This is a genomic window from Trichocoleus sp. ST-U1 (assembly GCF_039961835.1).
In the GTDB taxonomy this organism is placed as follows: Bacteria; Cyanobacteriota; Cyanobacteriia; order Cyanobacteriales; family FACHB-T130; genus FACHB-T130.
The window spans coordinates 154,297-168,961 of sequence record NZ_JAMPJZ010000001.1 but is presented as its reverse complement, the minus strand read 5'-3'; the positions used below and the strand labels follow the sequence as shown (position 1 = coordinate 168,961).

At 48.8% G+C, this 14,665-nt stretch carries 13 protein-coding genes and 1 other RNA gene; 5 read left to right on the top strand and 9 right to left on the bottom strand.

Going from position 1 to position 14,665, the window contains the following annotated elements; all coding sequences use genetic code 11:
• Positions 1-26: 26 nt before the first annotated feature.
• From NDA06_RS00800 to NDA06_RS00785, 4 genes are all read left to right on the top strand, one after another.
• Positions 27-608 (top strand): sigma-70 family RNA polymerase sigma factor, encoded by a 582-nt coding sequence (locus NDA06_RS00800; RefSeq protein ID WP_190984740.1) that lies wholly within the window; start codon positions 27-29, stop codon positions 606-608.
• Positions 605-964: a hypothetical protein gene (locus NDA06_RS00795; RefSeq protein WP_190435197.1), complete on the top strand. Its 360-nt coding sequence runs from the start codon at positions 605-607 to the stop codon at positions 962-964. Before NDA06_RS00800 ends, NDA06_RS00795 begins: the two co-directional genes overlap by 4 nt.
• Positions 965-1,093: 129 nt before the next feature.
• Positions 1,094-1,606, top strand: coding sequence for a Spy/CpxP family protein refolding chaperone (locus NDA06_RS00790; protein WP_190435195.1), 513 nt, complete (start codon positions 1,094-1,096; stop codon positions 1,604-1,606).
• 33 nt (positions 1,607-1,639) lie between these two features.
• Positions 1,640-2,272 (top strand): YqiA/YcfP family alpha/beta fold hydrolase, encoded by a 633-nt coding sequence (locus NDA06_RS00785; protein WP_190984721.1) that lies wholly within the window; start codon positions 1,640-1,642, stop codon positions 2,270-2,272.
• Positions 2,273-2,852: 580 nt separating this feature from the next.
• Here NDA06_RS00785 and NDA06_RS00780 read toward each other — a convergent pair.
• The 7 genes from NDA06_RS00780 to NDA06_RS00750 form a co-directional block, all read right to left on the bottom strand.
• Positions 2,853-3,875, bottom strand: a complete 1,023-nt coding sequence (locus NDA06_RS00780; RefSeq protein WP_348251667.1) for a hypothetical protein — start codon at positions 3,873-3,875, stop codon at positions 2,853-2,855.
• An 866-nt stretch (positions 3,876-4,741) separates the two neighbouring features.
• Positions 4,742-5,563 (bottom strand): peptidoglycan-binding domain-containing protein, encoded by an 822-nt coding sequence (locus tag NDA06_RS00775; protein ID WP_190536096.1) that lies wholly within the window; start codon positions 5,561-5,563, stop codon positions 4,742-4,744.
• A 150-nt stretch (positions 5,564-5,713) separates the two neighbouring features.
• On the bottom strand, positions 5,714-6,994 hold the full coding sequence (locus NDA06_RS00770; protein WP_190536097.1) for a pitrilysin family protein: 1,281 nt from the start codon (positions 6,992-6,994) through the stop codon (positions 5,714-5,716).
• 111 nt (positions 6,995-7,105) lie between these two features.
• Entirely contained in the window at positions 7,106-8,374 is a 1,269-nt protein-coding gene (locus tag NDA06_RS00765) for a pitrilysin family protein (RefSeq protein ID WP_190984723.1), read from the bottom strand.
• Positions 8,375-8,570: 196 nt separating this feature from the next.
• Positions 8,571-8,752, bottom strand: a non-coding RNA gene (ssrS, locus tag NDA06_RS00760) — 6S RNA.
• Positions 8,753-8,973: 221 nt separating this feature from the next.
• Positions 8,974-10,146, bottom strand: coding sequence for a 5-(carboxyamino)imidazole ribonucleotide synthase (locus NDA06_RS00755; RefSeq protein ID WP_190984724.1), 1,173 nt, complete (start codon positions 10,144-10,146; stop codon positions 8,974-8,976).
• Positions 10,143-10,634 (bottom strand): pentapeptide repeat-containing protein, encoded by a 492-nt coding sequence (locus NDA06_RS00750; protein WP_190984725.1) that lies wholly within the window; start codon positions 10,632-10,634, stop codon positions 10,143-10,145. The genes NDA06_RS00755 and NDA06_RS00750 overlap by 4 nt, the downstream gene beginning before the upstream one ends.
• A gap of 121 nt (positions 10,635-10,755) precedes the next feature.
• Between NDA06_RS00750 and NDA06_RS00745 the strand changes: the two genes are divergently transcribed.
• Positions 10,756-11,106, top strand: coding sequence for a phage holin family protein (locus NDA06_RS00745; RefSeq protein ID WP_190984726.1), 351 nt, complete (start codon positions 10,756-10,758; stop codon positions 11,104-11,106).
• Position 11,107: 1 nt separating this feature from the next.
• Here the strand turns inward: NDA06_RS00745 and cobJ are convergent, their stop codons facing one another.
• Together cobJ and NDA06_RS00735 are read right to left on the bottom strand one after the other, a co-directional pair.
• On the bottom strand, positions 11,108-13,060 hold the full coding sequence (gene cobJ, locus NDA06_RS00740; RefSeq protein WP_190984727.1) for a precorrin-3B C(17)-methyltransferase: 1,953 nt from the start codon (positions 13,058-13,060) through the stop codon (positions 11,108-11,110).
• 89 nt (positions 13,061-13,149) lie between these two features.
• Positions 13,150-14,436, bottom strand: a complete 1,287-nt coding sequence (locus NDA06_RS00735) for a C1 family peptidase (RefSeq protein WP_190984728.1) — start codon at positions 14,434-14,436, stop codon at positions 13,150-13,152.
• Positions 14,437-14,665: the final 229 nt, after the last annotated feature.

The following is a 14,665-nucleotide window of genomic DNA, read 5'->3' as shown; positions in this document are numbered from 1 at the left end:
TGTCAGCTGTACCAATCAATGCGCTAATGGGCGATCAAGCCAAAGAAAAACCCGATCTCGACACCGATGCTTACCTGGTAAAGCGGTGTCAAGAAGGCAACAAGCAGAGCTTTCGGCAACTCTACCAGCGCCATCAGCAGCGCGTCAGATCGACTCTTTACCAACTCTGCGGTACCTCATGCTTAGATGATTTGGTGCAAGAAGTATTCTTACGTGCTTGGAAGGGATTACCAAAATTGCGGGAAACCGCCCATTTTTCGACTTGGCTTTATCGCATTAGCTGGAATGTTGCTTCAGATCGACGGCGGCAATTTGCTGTAGAAACCCGAAATTTCGCATCTTTACAGCAAAGCGCTACCAATGCCTTCCCAAGTCAGCAGGAACCTCCCACTCTGATGCACTTACATTATGAAGATTTAGTGCAGCGCGGACTGCAACAGCTAAGTTTCGAGCATCGCGCCGTACTGGTTCTGCACGACTTAGAAGACGTTCCGCAAAAAGAGATCGCAAATATCTTGTCGATTCCAGTTGGCACAGTAAAATCTCGCCTCTTTCATGCTAGAACCTCCATGAGGCAATTTCTCCACCAACAAGGAGTCCACCTATGACTCAGTTCCCCGATGATGACAAACCCCTGGTAGAGTTTCTGCGCCAACACCGGGGTCATATTCCTCCATCTGCACCCGATTTAGAGAGCCAGATTATGCAAGCAGTAGCCTCTGCGCCTCCACAGCCGCAATGGCGACAGAGGTGGATTTTACCCTCTGCCCTTGTTGCTAGTCTGTTAGTTACTTGGGCAGGATATCGCGTGCTGGTGCCTAACACTGCATCGACTGCATCCACAAACACCGCCGAACTGGAAGCATTTCTGGCGACGAACTGGGATAGTGTTGTCGCGGGTGAAACGCCCGCTTCGTCGAGCAGCCAAGATGCAGAAGCTGATTGGTTGCTCTCAGAAAATTAGCTTTTTTAGGGAATCGGTAATGGTCAGTTATCTTTAATCAGCTCATTGCGACTACCTCATCAAGAATGGCTAATTGCGTTTTAACGAATTACTAATTACTAATTACTACTAACGACGGAGATTGTTTTCATGTCCCTAAATCGTATTTCTCTGTTAGCAGTTCTCATACTATCTGTAGGGAGTGCGGTTGCTCTTGCCGATCCCAATCCCCAATCTTCTCAAACAATTGCCCAAAATTCGCCGGGTGCCCGTCCTCAAAGAGGCAACAAGGATGGACTCCTTCAGCAACTCAATCTTACCCCACAGCAAATGCAGCAAATGCAGGCGATTCGGCAGAAGTATAGAACCCAGATAGCGCCGCGCCAGCAAACTCTACGTCAAGCTCGGCAAGAGCTAGCGACACTGATGAATAGTACAGCTTCCGCCAGCCAAATTCGCTCTAAAAATCAGCAAGTTGAAGAGTTGCAGCAGCAGCTACAAAAGTTGCGGTTTGAAAGTATGTTAGAAATGCGAGAAGTTATGACTCCAGAGCAACGCGCCAAATTTGTCCAACTGATGCAACAGCGACGACAACAAAAGGGGCAACGGGCGGGGAAAAATAGAGGACAAGGATTTCCAGGTTCGCTGGAGCGAAATTTTTAGCGGTTGATACGCCGGAAACTACTGCCCAATTGGATGCTTGATTATCTTTATCTGCATGGATTTGCCTCTAGTCCCCAGTCAACGAAGGCGATCTATCTGCGCGATCGCTTATCTTCTCAGCAAATCTCCCTGAAAATTCCCGATCTCAACCAAGGCGACTTTTCCCATCTGACAATCACGCGGCAAATAATGCAAATCGCCGCTGAATTTCCCCCAAACCCGATGCCTGTCACTGTCATAGGCTCCAGTTTGGGGGGGTTAACCGCGGCTTGGGTGGGAGAAAAATACCCCCAGGTTCAGCGGTTAGTGTTGCTAGCTCCGGCTTTTGAGTTTCTGACTCACTGGTTGCCCCGACTGGGGGAAGAACAACTGCAACAATGGCAGACAGAGCAATATTTGCCGGTATATCACTATGGCGAGAAGCGATCGCTTCCTCTGCACTACCAGTTCGTCACCGACGCCGCCCAATATCAAGACGAACAGCTACAGCGCCCCATTCCTGCTCTGCTTCTGCATGGGCGTCACGATGAAGTGATTCCGATTGCTGCTAGCCGCAACTACGCCGCCTCACGCCCTTGGGTTGAATTCATCGAACTAGAGGACGATCACAGTTTAGGAAACGTCCTGCCTGAAATTTGGGAATTGATCGAAGCGTTCTGCTATTAATACCTGTTTGTTTCGCCGCCCCTTTAGGCGTTCCGCTGCCATATAAAAAACTAAAACCCGCCTAAGATACCGGCGGGTTCGTGAACGAGCTATAAATGGTCAGGTTACTCAAACGAAAGAGGAAAAATTCTAGGAAAGTTGACGAAACCAAAAACTAACTCTACTAGGGTGGACTTAATTCGCAACAAACCTTTTCTAACTATCTTGCATTCCCTACGCCGATTCAGGCAATGATCTAGATCCGCAACTTAACAGTTCAAATCAAAAAGAAGCGAATGAACTTCAGCGCGATCGCTACATTTATTAGAGAAATACAACCGAGATTCGGTGTTGCGTTGGATAAGAGCGGGAGACACAGGCTCGAATCCGAAAACTTGGTGTCGAAGGTTCTTACTTCGTTGTGCCTATATTTAAATTAGCACTTGATTCTCCAACCTCACTCGTTCGTTAAATTAAATTCATATCCCTTTATGTGTCGAAATCTTTAAAAATGCTAGTTCAAAAATGAAAGATTTGCGATACACCGATAACAAAGCCCCCTCCAATATTAGGAGGGGGCTAGATTGCAAAGTTTTAGTCGTTATTGACCTGTACTGCTTGACCCACCAGTTGTCGAACTGCTTCCCGGTGTGGTGCCGGTGGTTCCGTTGGTGGTCGAACTGCTTCCCGGTGTGGTGCCGGTGGTTCCATTGGTGGTCGAACTGCTTCCCGGTGTAGTGCCGGTGGTTCCGTTGGTGGTAGCACCGCTATTCGGTGTGGTGCCGGTGGTTCCATTGGTGGTCGAACTGCTCCCCGATGTGGTGCCGGTGGTTCCATTGGTGGTAGCACCGCTATTCGGTGTGGTGCCAGTTGGATTTTGGGTGCCTGTGGTGGTGCCAGAAGTATTCGTTCGAGTTGAGTTCTGACGCACTGAAGGCGCGGTTAGAGTTGTACTAGGACTTGATTGAGTAGTCCCAGAAGTATTCGTTCGAGTTGAGTTCGACGGTTGAGAAGGCGTTACGTTAATATTTGTCTGATTTCGAGTCGGTTGTTGCCCGGAACTCGGAGGAACTGTAATGTTTACATTTGGCGCTCTTTGAGCAGGCGGTGCGTTTTGTGTCTGAGGAACCTGAATCACCGTAGGAGCCTTCTCAACTGTGGTTCTTTCGATAATTCTCTCTTGTGTAGGCTGTTGAGAAGCGCCCGATGAAGACGTATCTGGTGCAGTTGAGTTCGGTGCAACAGAAGCTGAAGGTGAAGGGGAAGGTACGGGAACCACCACAGGCGCAGGCGCAGTGTACTCTTCTACCTGCTGATTTCGTTGGTTGAGGAAGTAGAGGGCACCGAGGGTCAACCCTAGCAGAGAGGTGAGGGCAATCCCTATCAACAAGCCTCTGGCGGCATTATTATTATCGCGGATTTCTTGTCCTTCCTCGTTGACGCGGCGCTCGGAAACGCGACCGTGGACATAACCATCTCGATAGGAGGTCACTTTGCCTGGGTCTACAGTGCCATTCCCGTGAACCGTGTTAGTTGGGCCAACCGGATTATGGGGAGAAACCGGCTGATTTGGGTTCTGGGGAACTTCACGGTTATCGTTGTTGCGATTTTGTAGGTTAGACATGAGTATTACTACAACTCCTGAATGGTTTAAAGGCAGAAAAGGATGTTTAAAACTGTTTATGGTCAGTAGATTTGAGCAACGCTGTCTCAACCAAGCCTAGCTAGCAAGGTTAGGAGCCTACCTCGCGCAGAGTTAGAAACATTGTTTTCAATGTCCCCTGTCCTGCTTGTTATTGAGGTGCTGGAACGAGTTCCTGAATTTCCTGAATATTTATCTACAGTTCTTTCAAAGATGGTTGTCTTTTTCTCGATGCTTTGAGAGGGACTGTCATTGGGAACAGGCACAGAGGGTAGAGAAGATTCATTTCGCTGAGCAACGAAGAACAGAGTTCCAACGAGGAAACTTACAATCGATGTGAAAGCAAGATTCATCAGCAAATTAGTCAAGGCATTGGTATTCTCATCAACGAGATAGCTCTGTTCCTGAAAACGACGTTCAGAATTGCGACCTTTAAGGTACTCATTCTGGTAGGAAACCCGTTCAGAATTGCCTCTACCCTGATAGACCGATTTAGGCCTTTGATTGTTATCGGTTTTAGGGTGGTTGTACATGAGTGTTGATCGAACTCTTTGTGTCAATCAGGAAACCGAGAAGACCCTGATTTTTTTTAGATTGATTGGCAACTACAAGCTAAGGAAGTTAATACTCAGCTGTCTTGTCCTTATAAGCAATACGATATCCGTTAGTCTTGCCTGAATCTCTCTATCTGAGAATGGATTGTCTCCTCCATCCAAGGATTGAGATCGAAAAATCGAAAGGAAGAAGTCCGTGAAAACAGCACGCAGTTGTTCAAAAAAGCTTAAAAAAACCGTTTTCATCAAGAAAACGGATTTGTGTCATTTTATTTTTTTATAATTGCTATTTAATTAACGCAGCAAAACGTTCCAAGTCGCTGGACCCACTACACCGTCGGCGTCTAGCTTAAATCTTTGTTGAGCAGCTTTTACCGCAGTTTGAGTCGTTGCATCAAAGACACCATTCACCGTTCCTTTGAAAAAGCCAAGGGTTCGCAGGCGCTGTTGCAAACTGGTAACGGCTGGGCCTTGCGTTCCCAGCCTCAGAACTGGAAAATCGAGCTGTCTGGGCTGCTGCGGGTTCGTCCGTGTCTGAGAGCTAGGAGCAGCGGTTGTGGAACGGTTAGCGGTGGTTCTGGCAGCGATTGCCGGACGGTTGGGGGTTCTGGCAGTCGTTGCCGGACTGTTGGAGGCTGGAACATTCACACTGGGACGGGAAGTTGCCGCGGGTCTGGGATTGGCAGCGGTGTTTGTCGTAGTTGGGACGGGAAAAGATGCTGCCCCGGTGGTAGAAATTGTTGAAGCTGAAGGAGACGGGATAACTAGTGGCGTCGCGGCTGCTGTAGATTCCGATGGTGGGGCGACTGGAAATAAACGCTTCCAGGTTTCTGCACCCACGATTCCATCCGGTGCTAAACCAGCGGCTTGCTGAAAACGGGAAACTGCGATCGCGGTATTTTCCCCGTACACGCCATTTACGTCGCCATTATAGTAACCCAATAGTTTAAGAGCTGCCTGGAGTTCCGCTACTTCAGTCCCTTGGCTACCAGGTCGTAACGTTTGCCGAGTAACGGTTGCGGATGGAAATGTTTGCGCGATTTCTTTGGCATCACTGGGGATCGCCATAAAAGGTAAAAGTAAAAAGGCAAAAGGCAAAAGAATGTTTTTTTTCATTTTTACTTTTTCCTCTTGAGTTTACAAAAAGGCAAAAGGATGTTTTTTTCATCGCTTTTTCCTCTTGACTTTACAACGCGATTGGAAAAAGCGAAAAGGTTCAAGAAAAAATCTTTCATTTTTACTTTGTCTTTTTACTTTTTTCCTTTTTTAATTTTTAATGTCTAATTTTTCGGCTGGGCCAACGAGAGAGACATAAGGTTCGGTGAAATACCGGGAAGCCACTTTTTGGATGAACTCTGGAGTGACGCTGGTAACTTTTTCTTGAAACTCGGTATCAAACTCAATTCCCAGACCCAAAATTTCGTACCAGCCGAAAACTTGAGCCAGCTGAGCATTAGTTTGTTTGCCGAGAGCGTATTGACCAAGCAGCTTGTTTTTGGCAGCTTGTAGCTCCCGATCGCTCAGTTGAGTGGTGCAAAGGCGTTCCACTTCAGTTCGCAAGCCTTCATAGGCGATCGCGGTGTTTTCCGGTGCCGTGCCCATATATACCACAAACTGAGAGGTTTCTAGCCGAGTCGGATAAAAAGCTGAGACATCGTAAGCCAATCCCCGCTTCTCGCGCAGTTCCACAAACAAGCGGCTAGAAAGACCGTTGCCCAAGTAAGTATTGAGCAGTTTCAGGCAGGCGTAGTCGGTTTCTTGCACGGATGGCGCGACGTAGCCCAGCATCACGATGGATTGCTGCGTATCTTGTGGGGTAGCGCAAGAAATGGGTTCAGGGGTGATTTGGGGCAGACTGAGGGTAGGTAGAGGGGTGGTTCCACTCTGCCAATCTCCAAACACTTGATTAACCAAATCAGTGGCGTCTTGAGGAGTCAGGCGACCGGCAATACTGATAACTAGGTTATCGGGACGGAAATACGTCTGATGGTAGTGCTGGAGGTCGGCGCGGCTTAAACCAGAGACAGTGGCTTCGGTTCCCAGGCTGGAGAATCCGTAGGGATGATTCTGGTACATGGCTTGCCGCAGCTGGTCGAAGGCGATGGTGAACGGCTGTTCCTGCTGGGAGCGAATATCCTGCAAAGCGAGACGCCGTTCCAGTTCCACCTCGGCTTCTGGAAAGCTAGGCGATCGCAATAATTCCCCTGCCAGTTGCAACATCTCCGGAAAATCTGCGGATACTGTTTTGAGACTCAGCAAGAAATAATCCGCAGCCGCATCAGCACCGAGACTGGCTCCCACTGACTCTACTTGCTCGGCAATTTCTAGGGAAGAAAGGCGATCGGTTCCTTTGGTGAGTACCGTGGATAGCAGGTGAGAAAGTCCAGCTTTTTCTCGTGGCTCCCACCGACCTCCAACCCGTGCAAAAATTCGACCAGCAATAATATCAGCCGCTGGATTTTCCACCGTAATTAATACGATGCCGTTGTCCAAAACACTGCGGTGGATAGTTGGGTTGGCGAGCGATCGCGTCACACTTTGAGTCATTCGTTGTAGAGTCCTTAGTCATTGATCGTCGGTGATGAGTCATCGATCGTGAGTGGTACGAACAACTTACGACTCGCTAATGACGAATGACTCATCACTCCTCTCCTCAAGCTAACAAGGTTTGAGGATTGTGACCGCATAGCGGTACGGGGAGAGATACTGCTGCGCTAGCTGCTGAAGTTCTGTGTTCTCAAAAGACTGGATTTTTTCGGGATAAGTTGTGGCGACTTCAGCCGCTGCAATGGTGTTGTAATACCCATACAAACCCGCTAGTTGGCTAGGTGCTTCTGTGGAAAAAGCATAGTCATTCGACAGCAAGCGTTTACAGCGAGAAAGTTCTCCCTCGGAAACAGGAGCGTTTTGCAACTCGGAGATCGCATCGCCAATGATTGCCTCTACTCGATCTAGATTCTCTGGCGCGAGGCAGGCACTAATCGTAAACAAACTGGAATCCCGTTGTAGGGAGAAACTACTACTAATGTTCTGGACTAATTGCTGCTGTTCTCGCAAGTTCCTGATCAGCCGGGAAGACCGCCCTTCTGCCAACAGTACCGAGATCAAGTCTAAGCCGTAGGCATTTCGCAACTGCTCTACACCGGGTCCCACCCATGCCATCATCAGACGAGCTTGTTCTAGCCTAGGTAAGTGGATTTCCTGACGCCGAATTTCTATCATTGGAGGTTCGGCTTCGGCTTCAGCCAGGGGACAATACAGGGGCGGAGCGAAGTGCTGGAACGAGCGATTTACCAGTTCTAGTGCGGGTTCTTTCTCAACTCCCCCCACAATGACTACCGTCATATTTTCCGGCTGGTAGTGGGAGCGATGGAAGCGACGCATCTCGTCGGGCGATCGCTCCATCAGATGCGCTTCTGTTCCTAAGATGGGACGCCCGTAAGGATGGCGTTGGTAAATACTTTCTGTCAGCGCTTGGAATCCAATAAAATCAGGATCGTCATAACTCTGGCGAATTTCCTCCAAAACTACATCGCGTTCCCGGATAAATTCTTCTTCTGGGATCGCCGCGTTTAAGAGAATATCTGCCAGAGCCGGCAAGGTATTTTCTAAATACTGAGCGGCTGTAACAATAAAGAAATGGGCGTAGTCGTGGCTGGTCGCCGCGTTCGTCATGCCGCCGGTATTTTCAATTACTTGGTCAAATACACCGGGCGGCAGTCGGTCGGTGCCTTTGAAAATCATGTGTTCCAGAAAGTGAGCCATTCCCGACCACTCTTCTGTCTCAGCGATCGCTCCCGCCCGCACCCAAACATCTACCACAACCACTGGTGTCGCTGGGATGTGTTGATAAATCACTGTTAAGCCGTTGTCCAGCTTGAATACCTCAGCTGGAAATTTTGAAGTAGTATTTAAGAGTTGCAACAAACTTTTTATTTTCTAACTCTAGTTAGATACGAATTCAATTATCCTAGCGCCTAACGCTAAATAATTATCATTTGTCGATCCAAAGTTGGCAGCTTTGCATCCATTATTTAAGAAATACAATCAAAATTTAAAACTTTCAGCCAAGTAAGATACAAAAATCCCCTTATCTCTTGGACAAGGGGATTTTAATTCTATGAGGTTCACCGCAACGCCGTTTTACCTCAGTTTATGACCTGGATAAACCAGGTGGGCACCTAATGTCTGACTTAAAGTTTCCGGGTACTTGCCCGGTCTACTGCTGTCAAAGCTTTTTGGTTCCCGTTAGAACAAGGCAAGATCAAAAAACGTTATTGGCAGTCACCAACGCCGCAGCCTAACCTAAAAATTATTATAGCAAAGGAGCTAGGCCGTGGGGGAGTAGAAGAATCTCATTTAGTTCCCCTTTCCTGTGTTCACTCCTAACCCATACCTCCCAACCTCTAACTCCTAACTCCTAACTCCTAACTCCTCAGCCCTCAGTCCTCAGTCCTCAGTGCTAACTCCTAACTCTTCAGCCCTCAGTCCTCAGTCCTCAGTCCTCAGTCCTCCGTCTTCAGTCCTCATTCCTCTGAATACCAGATAGATTCAATGGTTTGAGCGATCGCTTCTGCCTCAGAACGGTCGGCTGTTTCTAGCAAAACGGTGACGTGACCGAGTTTTCGACCGGGACGAGATTCGGTTTTGCCGTACCAGTGGACGTGAGTGTGAGATAACTCAGCTAGCTGTTGCCGTTTGGCAAGATAATTGCTCTGAGAATGCTCGTAACCGAGTAAATTTACCATGACAGCACCCGCACTTTTGAGAGCGGGACTGCCTAAAGGGAGACCGCTGACGGCTCTAAGTTGCTGCTCAAATTGAGAAGTTTCGCAGGCATCCAGGGTGAAGTGTCCGGAGTTGTGAGTGCGGGGGGCAATTTCATTGACCAACACTTTTCCGGCTGGAGTTAAAAATAGCTCAATGCCAAAGACGCCAACCGCTTGCAGGCTATCGAGAAGCGTATGTGCGATCGCTTTTACCTCTTGTTCCACCGTTGGCGTAATTGCCGCAGGCACCAAGACGCGCTGACACACTTGATCTACCTGCTGTGTTTCTACGACTGGGTAAGACACCACCTCACCAGCGGCAGAACGAGCGGCAATAATCGCTAATTCTCGCTCAAAAGGGACAAATTCTTCTAACAACACGGGCGCATATTTCAGTCGCTGCCAAGTTGACTCTAGGGCGTGGCTATCTTTAATAATGAAGGTGCCTTGACCATCGTAGCCGCCGCGTCGGGCTTTTAGAACGACTGGAAAATCCAGGTCTTTAAGGTTCAAGGGGTGAGTGAAGGATTTGGGAAGATTTACTTCATGATTCCCGGCTTCTCCCTCAAGCGTCATAAAACTGGGAGTTGGCAAGCCGATATTTTCTAAATAGCAGCGCTGATCGTATTTATCTAACAGCGGGGCTAATACTTCCAGCCTAGGACGAAAGCAGACGCCTTGCTGGACAAGGAAATCTAAAGCTTCCAGGTTAATAAATTCGTTTTCAAAAGTAATGACATCGCAGCGAGATGCTAACTCGGCTGTAGCGGCAGCATCATCAATGGGGGCAAAAATGGTGGAAGATGCGATCGCAACCGCTGGATCGCTCGGATTGGGCGTCTGCACCACCAATTCAATCCCCAACGCCTCCGCTGCACCTGCCATCATCCAGGCTAGCTGTCCGCCCCCAATTACTCCTACACGCTTCATCGACACCCCAAAGACTCACGAGTTGCTATACCAGTTTTAGAATTTACACCAGATGCTTTAATACAGAGTTCTTTTATTTGCGCCCCATCTAAAATTGCATCGGTGAAGTCGGCACCAGCGATATTTACACCGTCAAATATAGTACGCAACAGGATACTTTCTACCAAAACGGCATCGCTTAAATCCGCGCCGTTGAGTTTTACCTGATCGACCATTGCATTGGTTAAATCTGCCCCGTGTAAATTGGCATTCGTCATCACGGATGCACTAAAAATCGCCCCTTTTAAGTCTGCACCCTCAAAGTTAGCGAGTTCCATGTTGGCGTTGGAAAACTCAGCTACTTGCAAAATTTGACCGGAGAAATCCTTGGCTTTCAGTTCGGCATTGCTATAGGACAAGGGAGGCGGATAGTATCCTGCTTGGGCTGGGAATGTCCAGATGAAAAGAACGATTGTTAGTAGGAACGCAGCGAGTTGCCGAAAGGTCATAGAAAAGCGTTTCAAAACACGCTATAGAGTTGGCTATCTTTCAGGTTAGTGTATTCTGGAATCCTTCAGGATGCGAACCAGACCCTTAAAATTGTCAGTGAGCGAGGTTTAAGGAAAGCTTATGCCATACTTTTTGGTAACTTGGCTGCTTACAGCGATCGCGCTAATGATTACTGCATACATTGTCCCCGGCTTTACAGTCACAAATTTTGTTGCTGCGCTGGTTGCTGCAATTGTTTTGGGCTTAGTGAATGCAATTGTCAAACCCATTTTGGTAATTTTGACATTGCCGCTGACGCTCGTGACGCTAGGGTTGTTTCTGTTTGTGATTAACGCCATCACGATTTTGATTGCTGGGGCGATTACTCCCGGTTTTACTATTGCTGGTTTCGGGCAGGCTTTGATAGGTTCAATCGTTCTGACTCTGGTGGCTAGCGGGCTAAACTTTTTGTTCAACCGAGAAGCCCAATAAATTAACGGATTCCGGCGTCAAAACCGGCATCAAAACCTAAGTAGCCGCGTGGGGTAATCATCCAATCAGCGTGGGTGCGAGTGCTGCTATTGCCAATGAGTACCGTTGTCAGCATATCAATCGGAGTATCGAGTAATTTCTCAAGAGTAATCAGAGTAATTTGTTCGTCTTCTCGATAAGCTGATTTCACGATCGCTACCGGCGTTTGGCGATCGCGATATTGCAGAAAGATTCTTTGGGCGATCGCGATTTGTTGGGTGCGAGTTTGCGATCGCGGATTATAAAGTGCGGTCACAAAATCTGCTTGCGCGGCGGCTGTCAGGCGCTTTTCAATCACCTCCCAGGGGGTCAGCAAGTCGCTCAAACTAATCGCGCAGAAGTCGTGCATCAAAGGCGCACCCACCCGCGAGGCAGCGGCTTGCAGGGCGGTAATTCCCGGAAACACCTGTACTCCTGGCGTTTTGCCATCCCAGCCTTTTACTTGGAGTTCTTCCATGACTAACCCAGCCATGCCGTAGATGCCGCAATCTCCAGAAGAAACAACCGCTACGGTTAAGCCCCAATTCGCTAATTCTATTGCTCGTTCTGCCCGTTGACGTTCCTGGGTAATCGGTAACGCTTCTACAATCTGTCCGGGACGCAGCAAAGGAGAAATCAGATCGATATAGAGAGAGTAACCAATGATGGCGTCAGCGCAGGATACAGCAGTTTGAGCCGCTGGGGTCATTTGGTCTAATTTTCCAGGTCCCGTACCTACTAGCAATAAACAGCCCGTGCGACCTGTATATTCTCGTTCGGATTGAGCGATCGCGACCGTTACCGCCCCTGGTTGCCCTTCTAACTTAAAAACTTGTTTTGCCACTTTCAGCAGTGCAATGCCTTCCGCCCCTACAGAAGCCGCATGAATTGCTGCGGCTTCAGCAACACTGGGCGTTCCGACTTCTGCTTCCACAACCGCTGAGGGCGTGGGGACACTAACAGAACGCAGAATATCAGCCGGGAAAGTTCGCAAAGGCAAATGGCGATCGCGGCATAATTCCACTAACCCAACTTCATCGGCTTTAATATCGATGGTGGCAATCCCTGCGATCGCTTCTTGGGCTAGGTGATTTTTCTCAAACACCTGCCCAATCGCTGTTTCTATCAATGCTTTCGAGGTTCCTCGTTCGCAGCCGATTCCCACCCACAAGACTCTAGGATGCCACTGAACTTTCGGCAGCTTTGATTCTGAGGAGAATCGTCGCTGGGTGGGGCTAATCCAAATCTTAGCCTGGGATGCGTTTAGATTATCCGGTTCCTGGTCAGATTCAACCATCTCTGATTGACTGGCGAGATATTCTGGAAACCCAAAATCGAATGGATTATTTTCAGGAAGATGACTTTGCCATAAAGGAGAACCCGCTTCCTGAATGACTTGTACCCGTTCCCCTCTCGCCACCGCTGCACTCACGCCCGTCCAGTCTCCCTCGCCTCGGTTCCAGCCAAAGGGAACGCCCAACATATCCACTGCGGGTAGCCCTAAGCCAGCGGAGGCACCCGTCAAGACTGGTGTTGCCCCAAGGGTAAGCGCGATCGCTTGTGCCAACCGATCCGCCCCTCCCTGATGACCGCTACATAGACTAATAACAAACTGGCTATTTTCATCCACCACGACCACTGCTGGATCGCTGGATTTATCTTGCAATAAGGGTGCAATCAAACGCACCACGGCTCCAGATGCCAAGCAGAAAATAAAGCCCCGATGTGTATTCCACAAGGTCGCTAGGTGGTCTTTGAGGGAACCGCGATAAACCTGGGCTGATGCGACAACCTTTGCCTCTACAACGTCGGTTAGAGACTCTGGAAGCCAAAGAGTAGCACCCGTTGATTGACAAAGCGGCTGTAGTTTTTGGGCACCCGTGGGAGTAGTCGCGATCGCGGCTAGTGGCTGAAAATCACCTAACAGTAATACCATCGATTGTCTTGAGTTGTTTTGTGACGATTATTTTGCGCGATCGCAAAGCGTATGTTCAAAAGGCTATAGCGCTACTCGCTCTCCGGATTTTACTCTTGTTCGAGGGTTTCTGAGTCGAACTCTTCGTCTAGCTCCTCGGCATCTTCATCGTATTCCTCTACAGCTTCTTCGTCTTCGTCGTATTCCTCGTCTTCGTATTCTTCGTCTTCTTCTTCTGCGACGGCTTCTATATCCTCTTCATCTTCGACGTATTCTTCGTCTTCCTCTTCTTCCTCTACAGCTTCTTCATCTTCGTCGTATTCTTCGTCTTCAGATTCCTCGTCTTCGTCTTCCTCTACAGCTTCTATATCCTCTTCCTCTTCGACGTATTCTTCATCTTCTGCGACGACTTCTTCGTATTCTTCCTGTTCATCCTCAACGTATTCTGCGTCTTCGGCGACGGCTTCTTCGTACTGTTCCTCGTCACTGCCGATCTCGCCGTCTGAAATATCGAGAGCATCGCCAATCAGCGGGATAATTTCATCCAAAAAGGAGGCGTCATCATCGCTCCAAACGCCCCGGCTATAGTCGAGGTCGGTGACGCTGCGAATCGTCCAGCAGTCATCACAATATTCGGGATTGGTCATGTAGTCGTAGGGAATGTAACAGTATCCCTTGTCTCCCCAATTTGTGCCCCAAGAATTGCGAACCACAAACACCCGATCCTTGTCCGAGTAGCCGACGCACAACATCGCGTGACCGCCTTGAGACTCCTCTCGCTCCGGGTTGGGCATAGGAATCCCCTTATTTCCCTCTCTCATGAACGAATCGAAAAGCTGTAACCCAAAGGCAAACGGATAGCCCTCGGCTAGACAATGTTTCATGGCGTACAAATCCACGTCAATTCGCTCAGCATCGTCGATCAAGAATTGGGTTGCTTCCTCATAAGCTTGGTCGTGGGGACGGTGAAACAACCGCTCTGGATGATAGGGCCAGGTTAACTCAGAACAAGCGCCCATCTTTCGCAATACCTGGATGCAATTGCGAAGTGTTGCTCCGGCGTCTTCATCGATTTCTCCGGCGAGCGATCGCGCATTGTAATAAATAAACAACCGGCTTACATCCCCGGCGGTACCGAGTTGGCGCATTGCCAGGTACTCGTAAGCTCCCGCCATCGCATTCCCCGTGCAACTTCCCACGTCCCCCTGATCTTCTACCGGAGTCAGGTAGTGACGCAAATCGACTCTTGGCGGCAGCTTTTCGGCTTGAAATCGATGAGCCTCGTATTTCTTATCGTTCGCATCCTTTGTGTCGGGTCGATAGCCGCCTAATTTCAACTTTTTGCCGGTCGAATGCTGGACGTAAGCAAGTTTGGGCGAATAGCGAAGATTCGACATAAAACAACCTCTTGGGTCAGCTATCGTTTTATCTGCTCATCTATCTAGGGATAGATTTATGCGCTCATTCTAACTGTCCGCCTGATGAGCGTCCAGGGATGGGAAGCGCCAGTGGATGCGATCGCTCGAAAGCCGAAATACACGCTACATTTCGCCCAAATAGTCGAAACCCGGCTTCTTCAAGAAGCCGGGTTTTCCTAAGAAAGGACTTTTTACGTTTTTTAGGCGA

What these genes read in the sequence shown, in the direction of transcription:
- NDA06_RS00800 (WP_190984740.1), top strand. Translation starts at nt 27, where the DNA reads ATGGGCGATCAAGCCAAAGAAAAACCCGATCTCGACACCGATGCTTAC.
- NDA06_RS00795 (WP_190435197.1), top strand. Translation starts at nt 605, where the DNA reads ATGACTCAGTTCCCCGATGATGACAAACCCCTGGTAGAGTTTCTGCGC.
- NDA06_RS00790 (WP_190435195.1), top strand. Translation starts at nt 1,094, where the DNA reads ATGTCCCTAAATCGTATTTCTCTGTTAGCAGTTCTCATACTATCTGTA.
- NDA06_RS00785 (WP_190984721.1), top strand. Translation starts at nt 1,640, where the DNA reads ATGCTTGATTATCTTTATCTGCATGGATTTGCCTCTAGTCCCCAGTCA.
- NDA06_RS00780 (WP_348251667.1), bottom strand. Translation starts at nt 3,875, where the DNA reads ATGTCTAACCTACAAAATCGCAACAACGATAACCGTGAAGTTCCCCAG.
- NDA06_RS00775 (WP_190536096.1), bottom strand. Translation starts at nt 5,563, where the DNA reads ATGAAAAAAAACATTCTTTTGCCTTTTGCCTTTTTACTTTTACCTTTT.
- NDA06_RS00770 (WP_190536097.1), bottom strand. Translation starts at nt 6,994, where the DNA reads ATGACTCAAAGTGTGACGCGATCGCTCGCCAACCCAACTATCCACCGC.
- NDA06_RS00755 (WP_190984724.1), bottom strand. Translation starts at nt 10,146, where the DNA reads ATGAAGCGTGTAGGAGTAATTGGGGGCGGACAGCTAGCCTGGATGATG.
- NDA06_RS00750 (WP_190984725.1), bottom strand. Translation starts at nt 10,634, where the DNA reads ATGACCTTTCGGCAACTCGCTGCGTTCCTACTAACAATCGTTCTTTTC.
- NDA06_RS00745 (WP_190984726.1), top strand. Translation starts at nt 10,756, where the DNA reads ATGCCATACTTTTTGGTAACTTGGCTGCTTACAGCGATCGCGCTAATG.
- cobJ (WP_190984727.1), bottom strand. Translation starts at nt 13,060, where the DNA reads ATGGTATTACTGTTAGGTGATTTTCAGCCACTAGCCGCGATCGCGACT.
- NDA06_RS00735 (WP_190984728.1), bottom strand. Translation starts at nt 14,436, where the DNA reads ATGTCGAATCTTCGCTATTCGCCCAAACTTGCTTACGTCCAGCATTCG.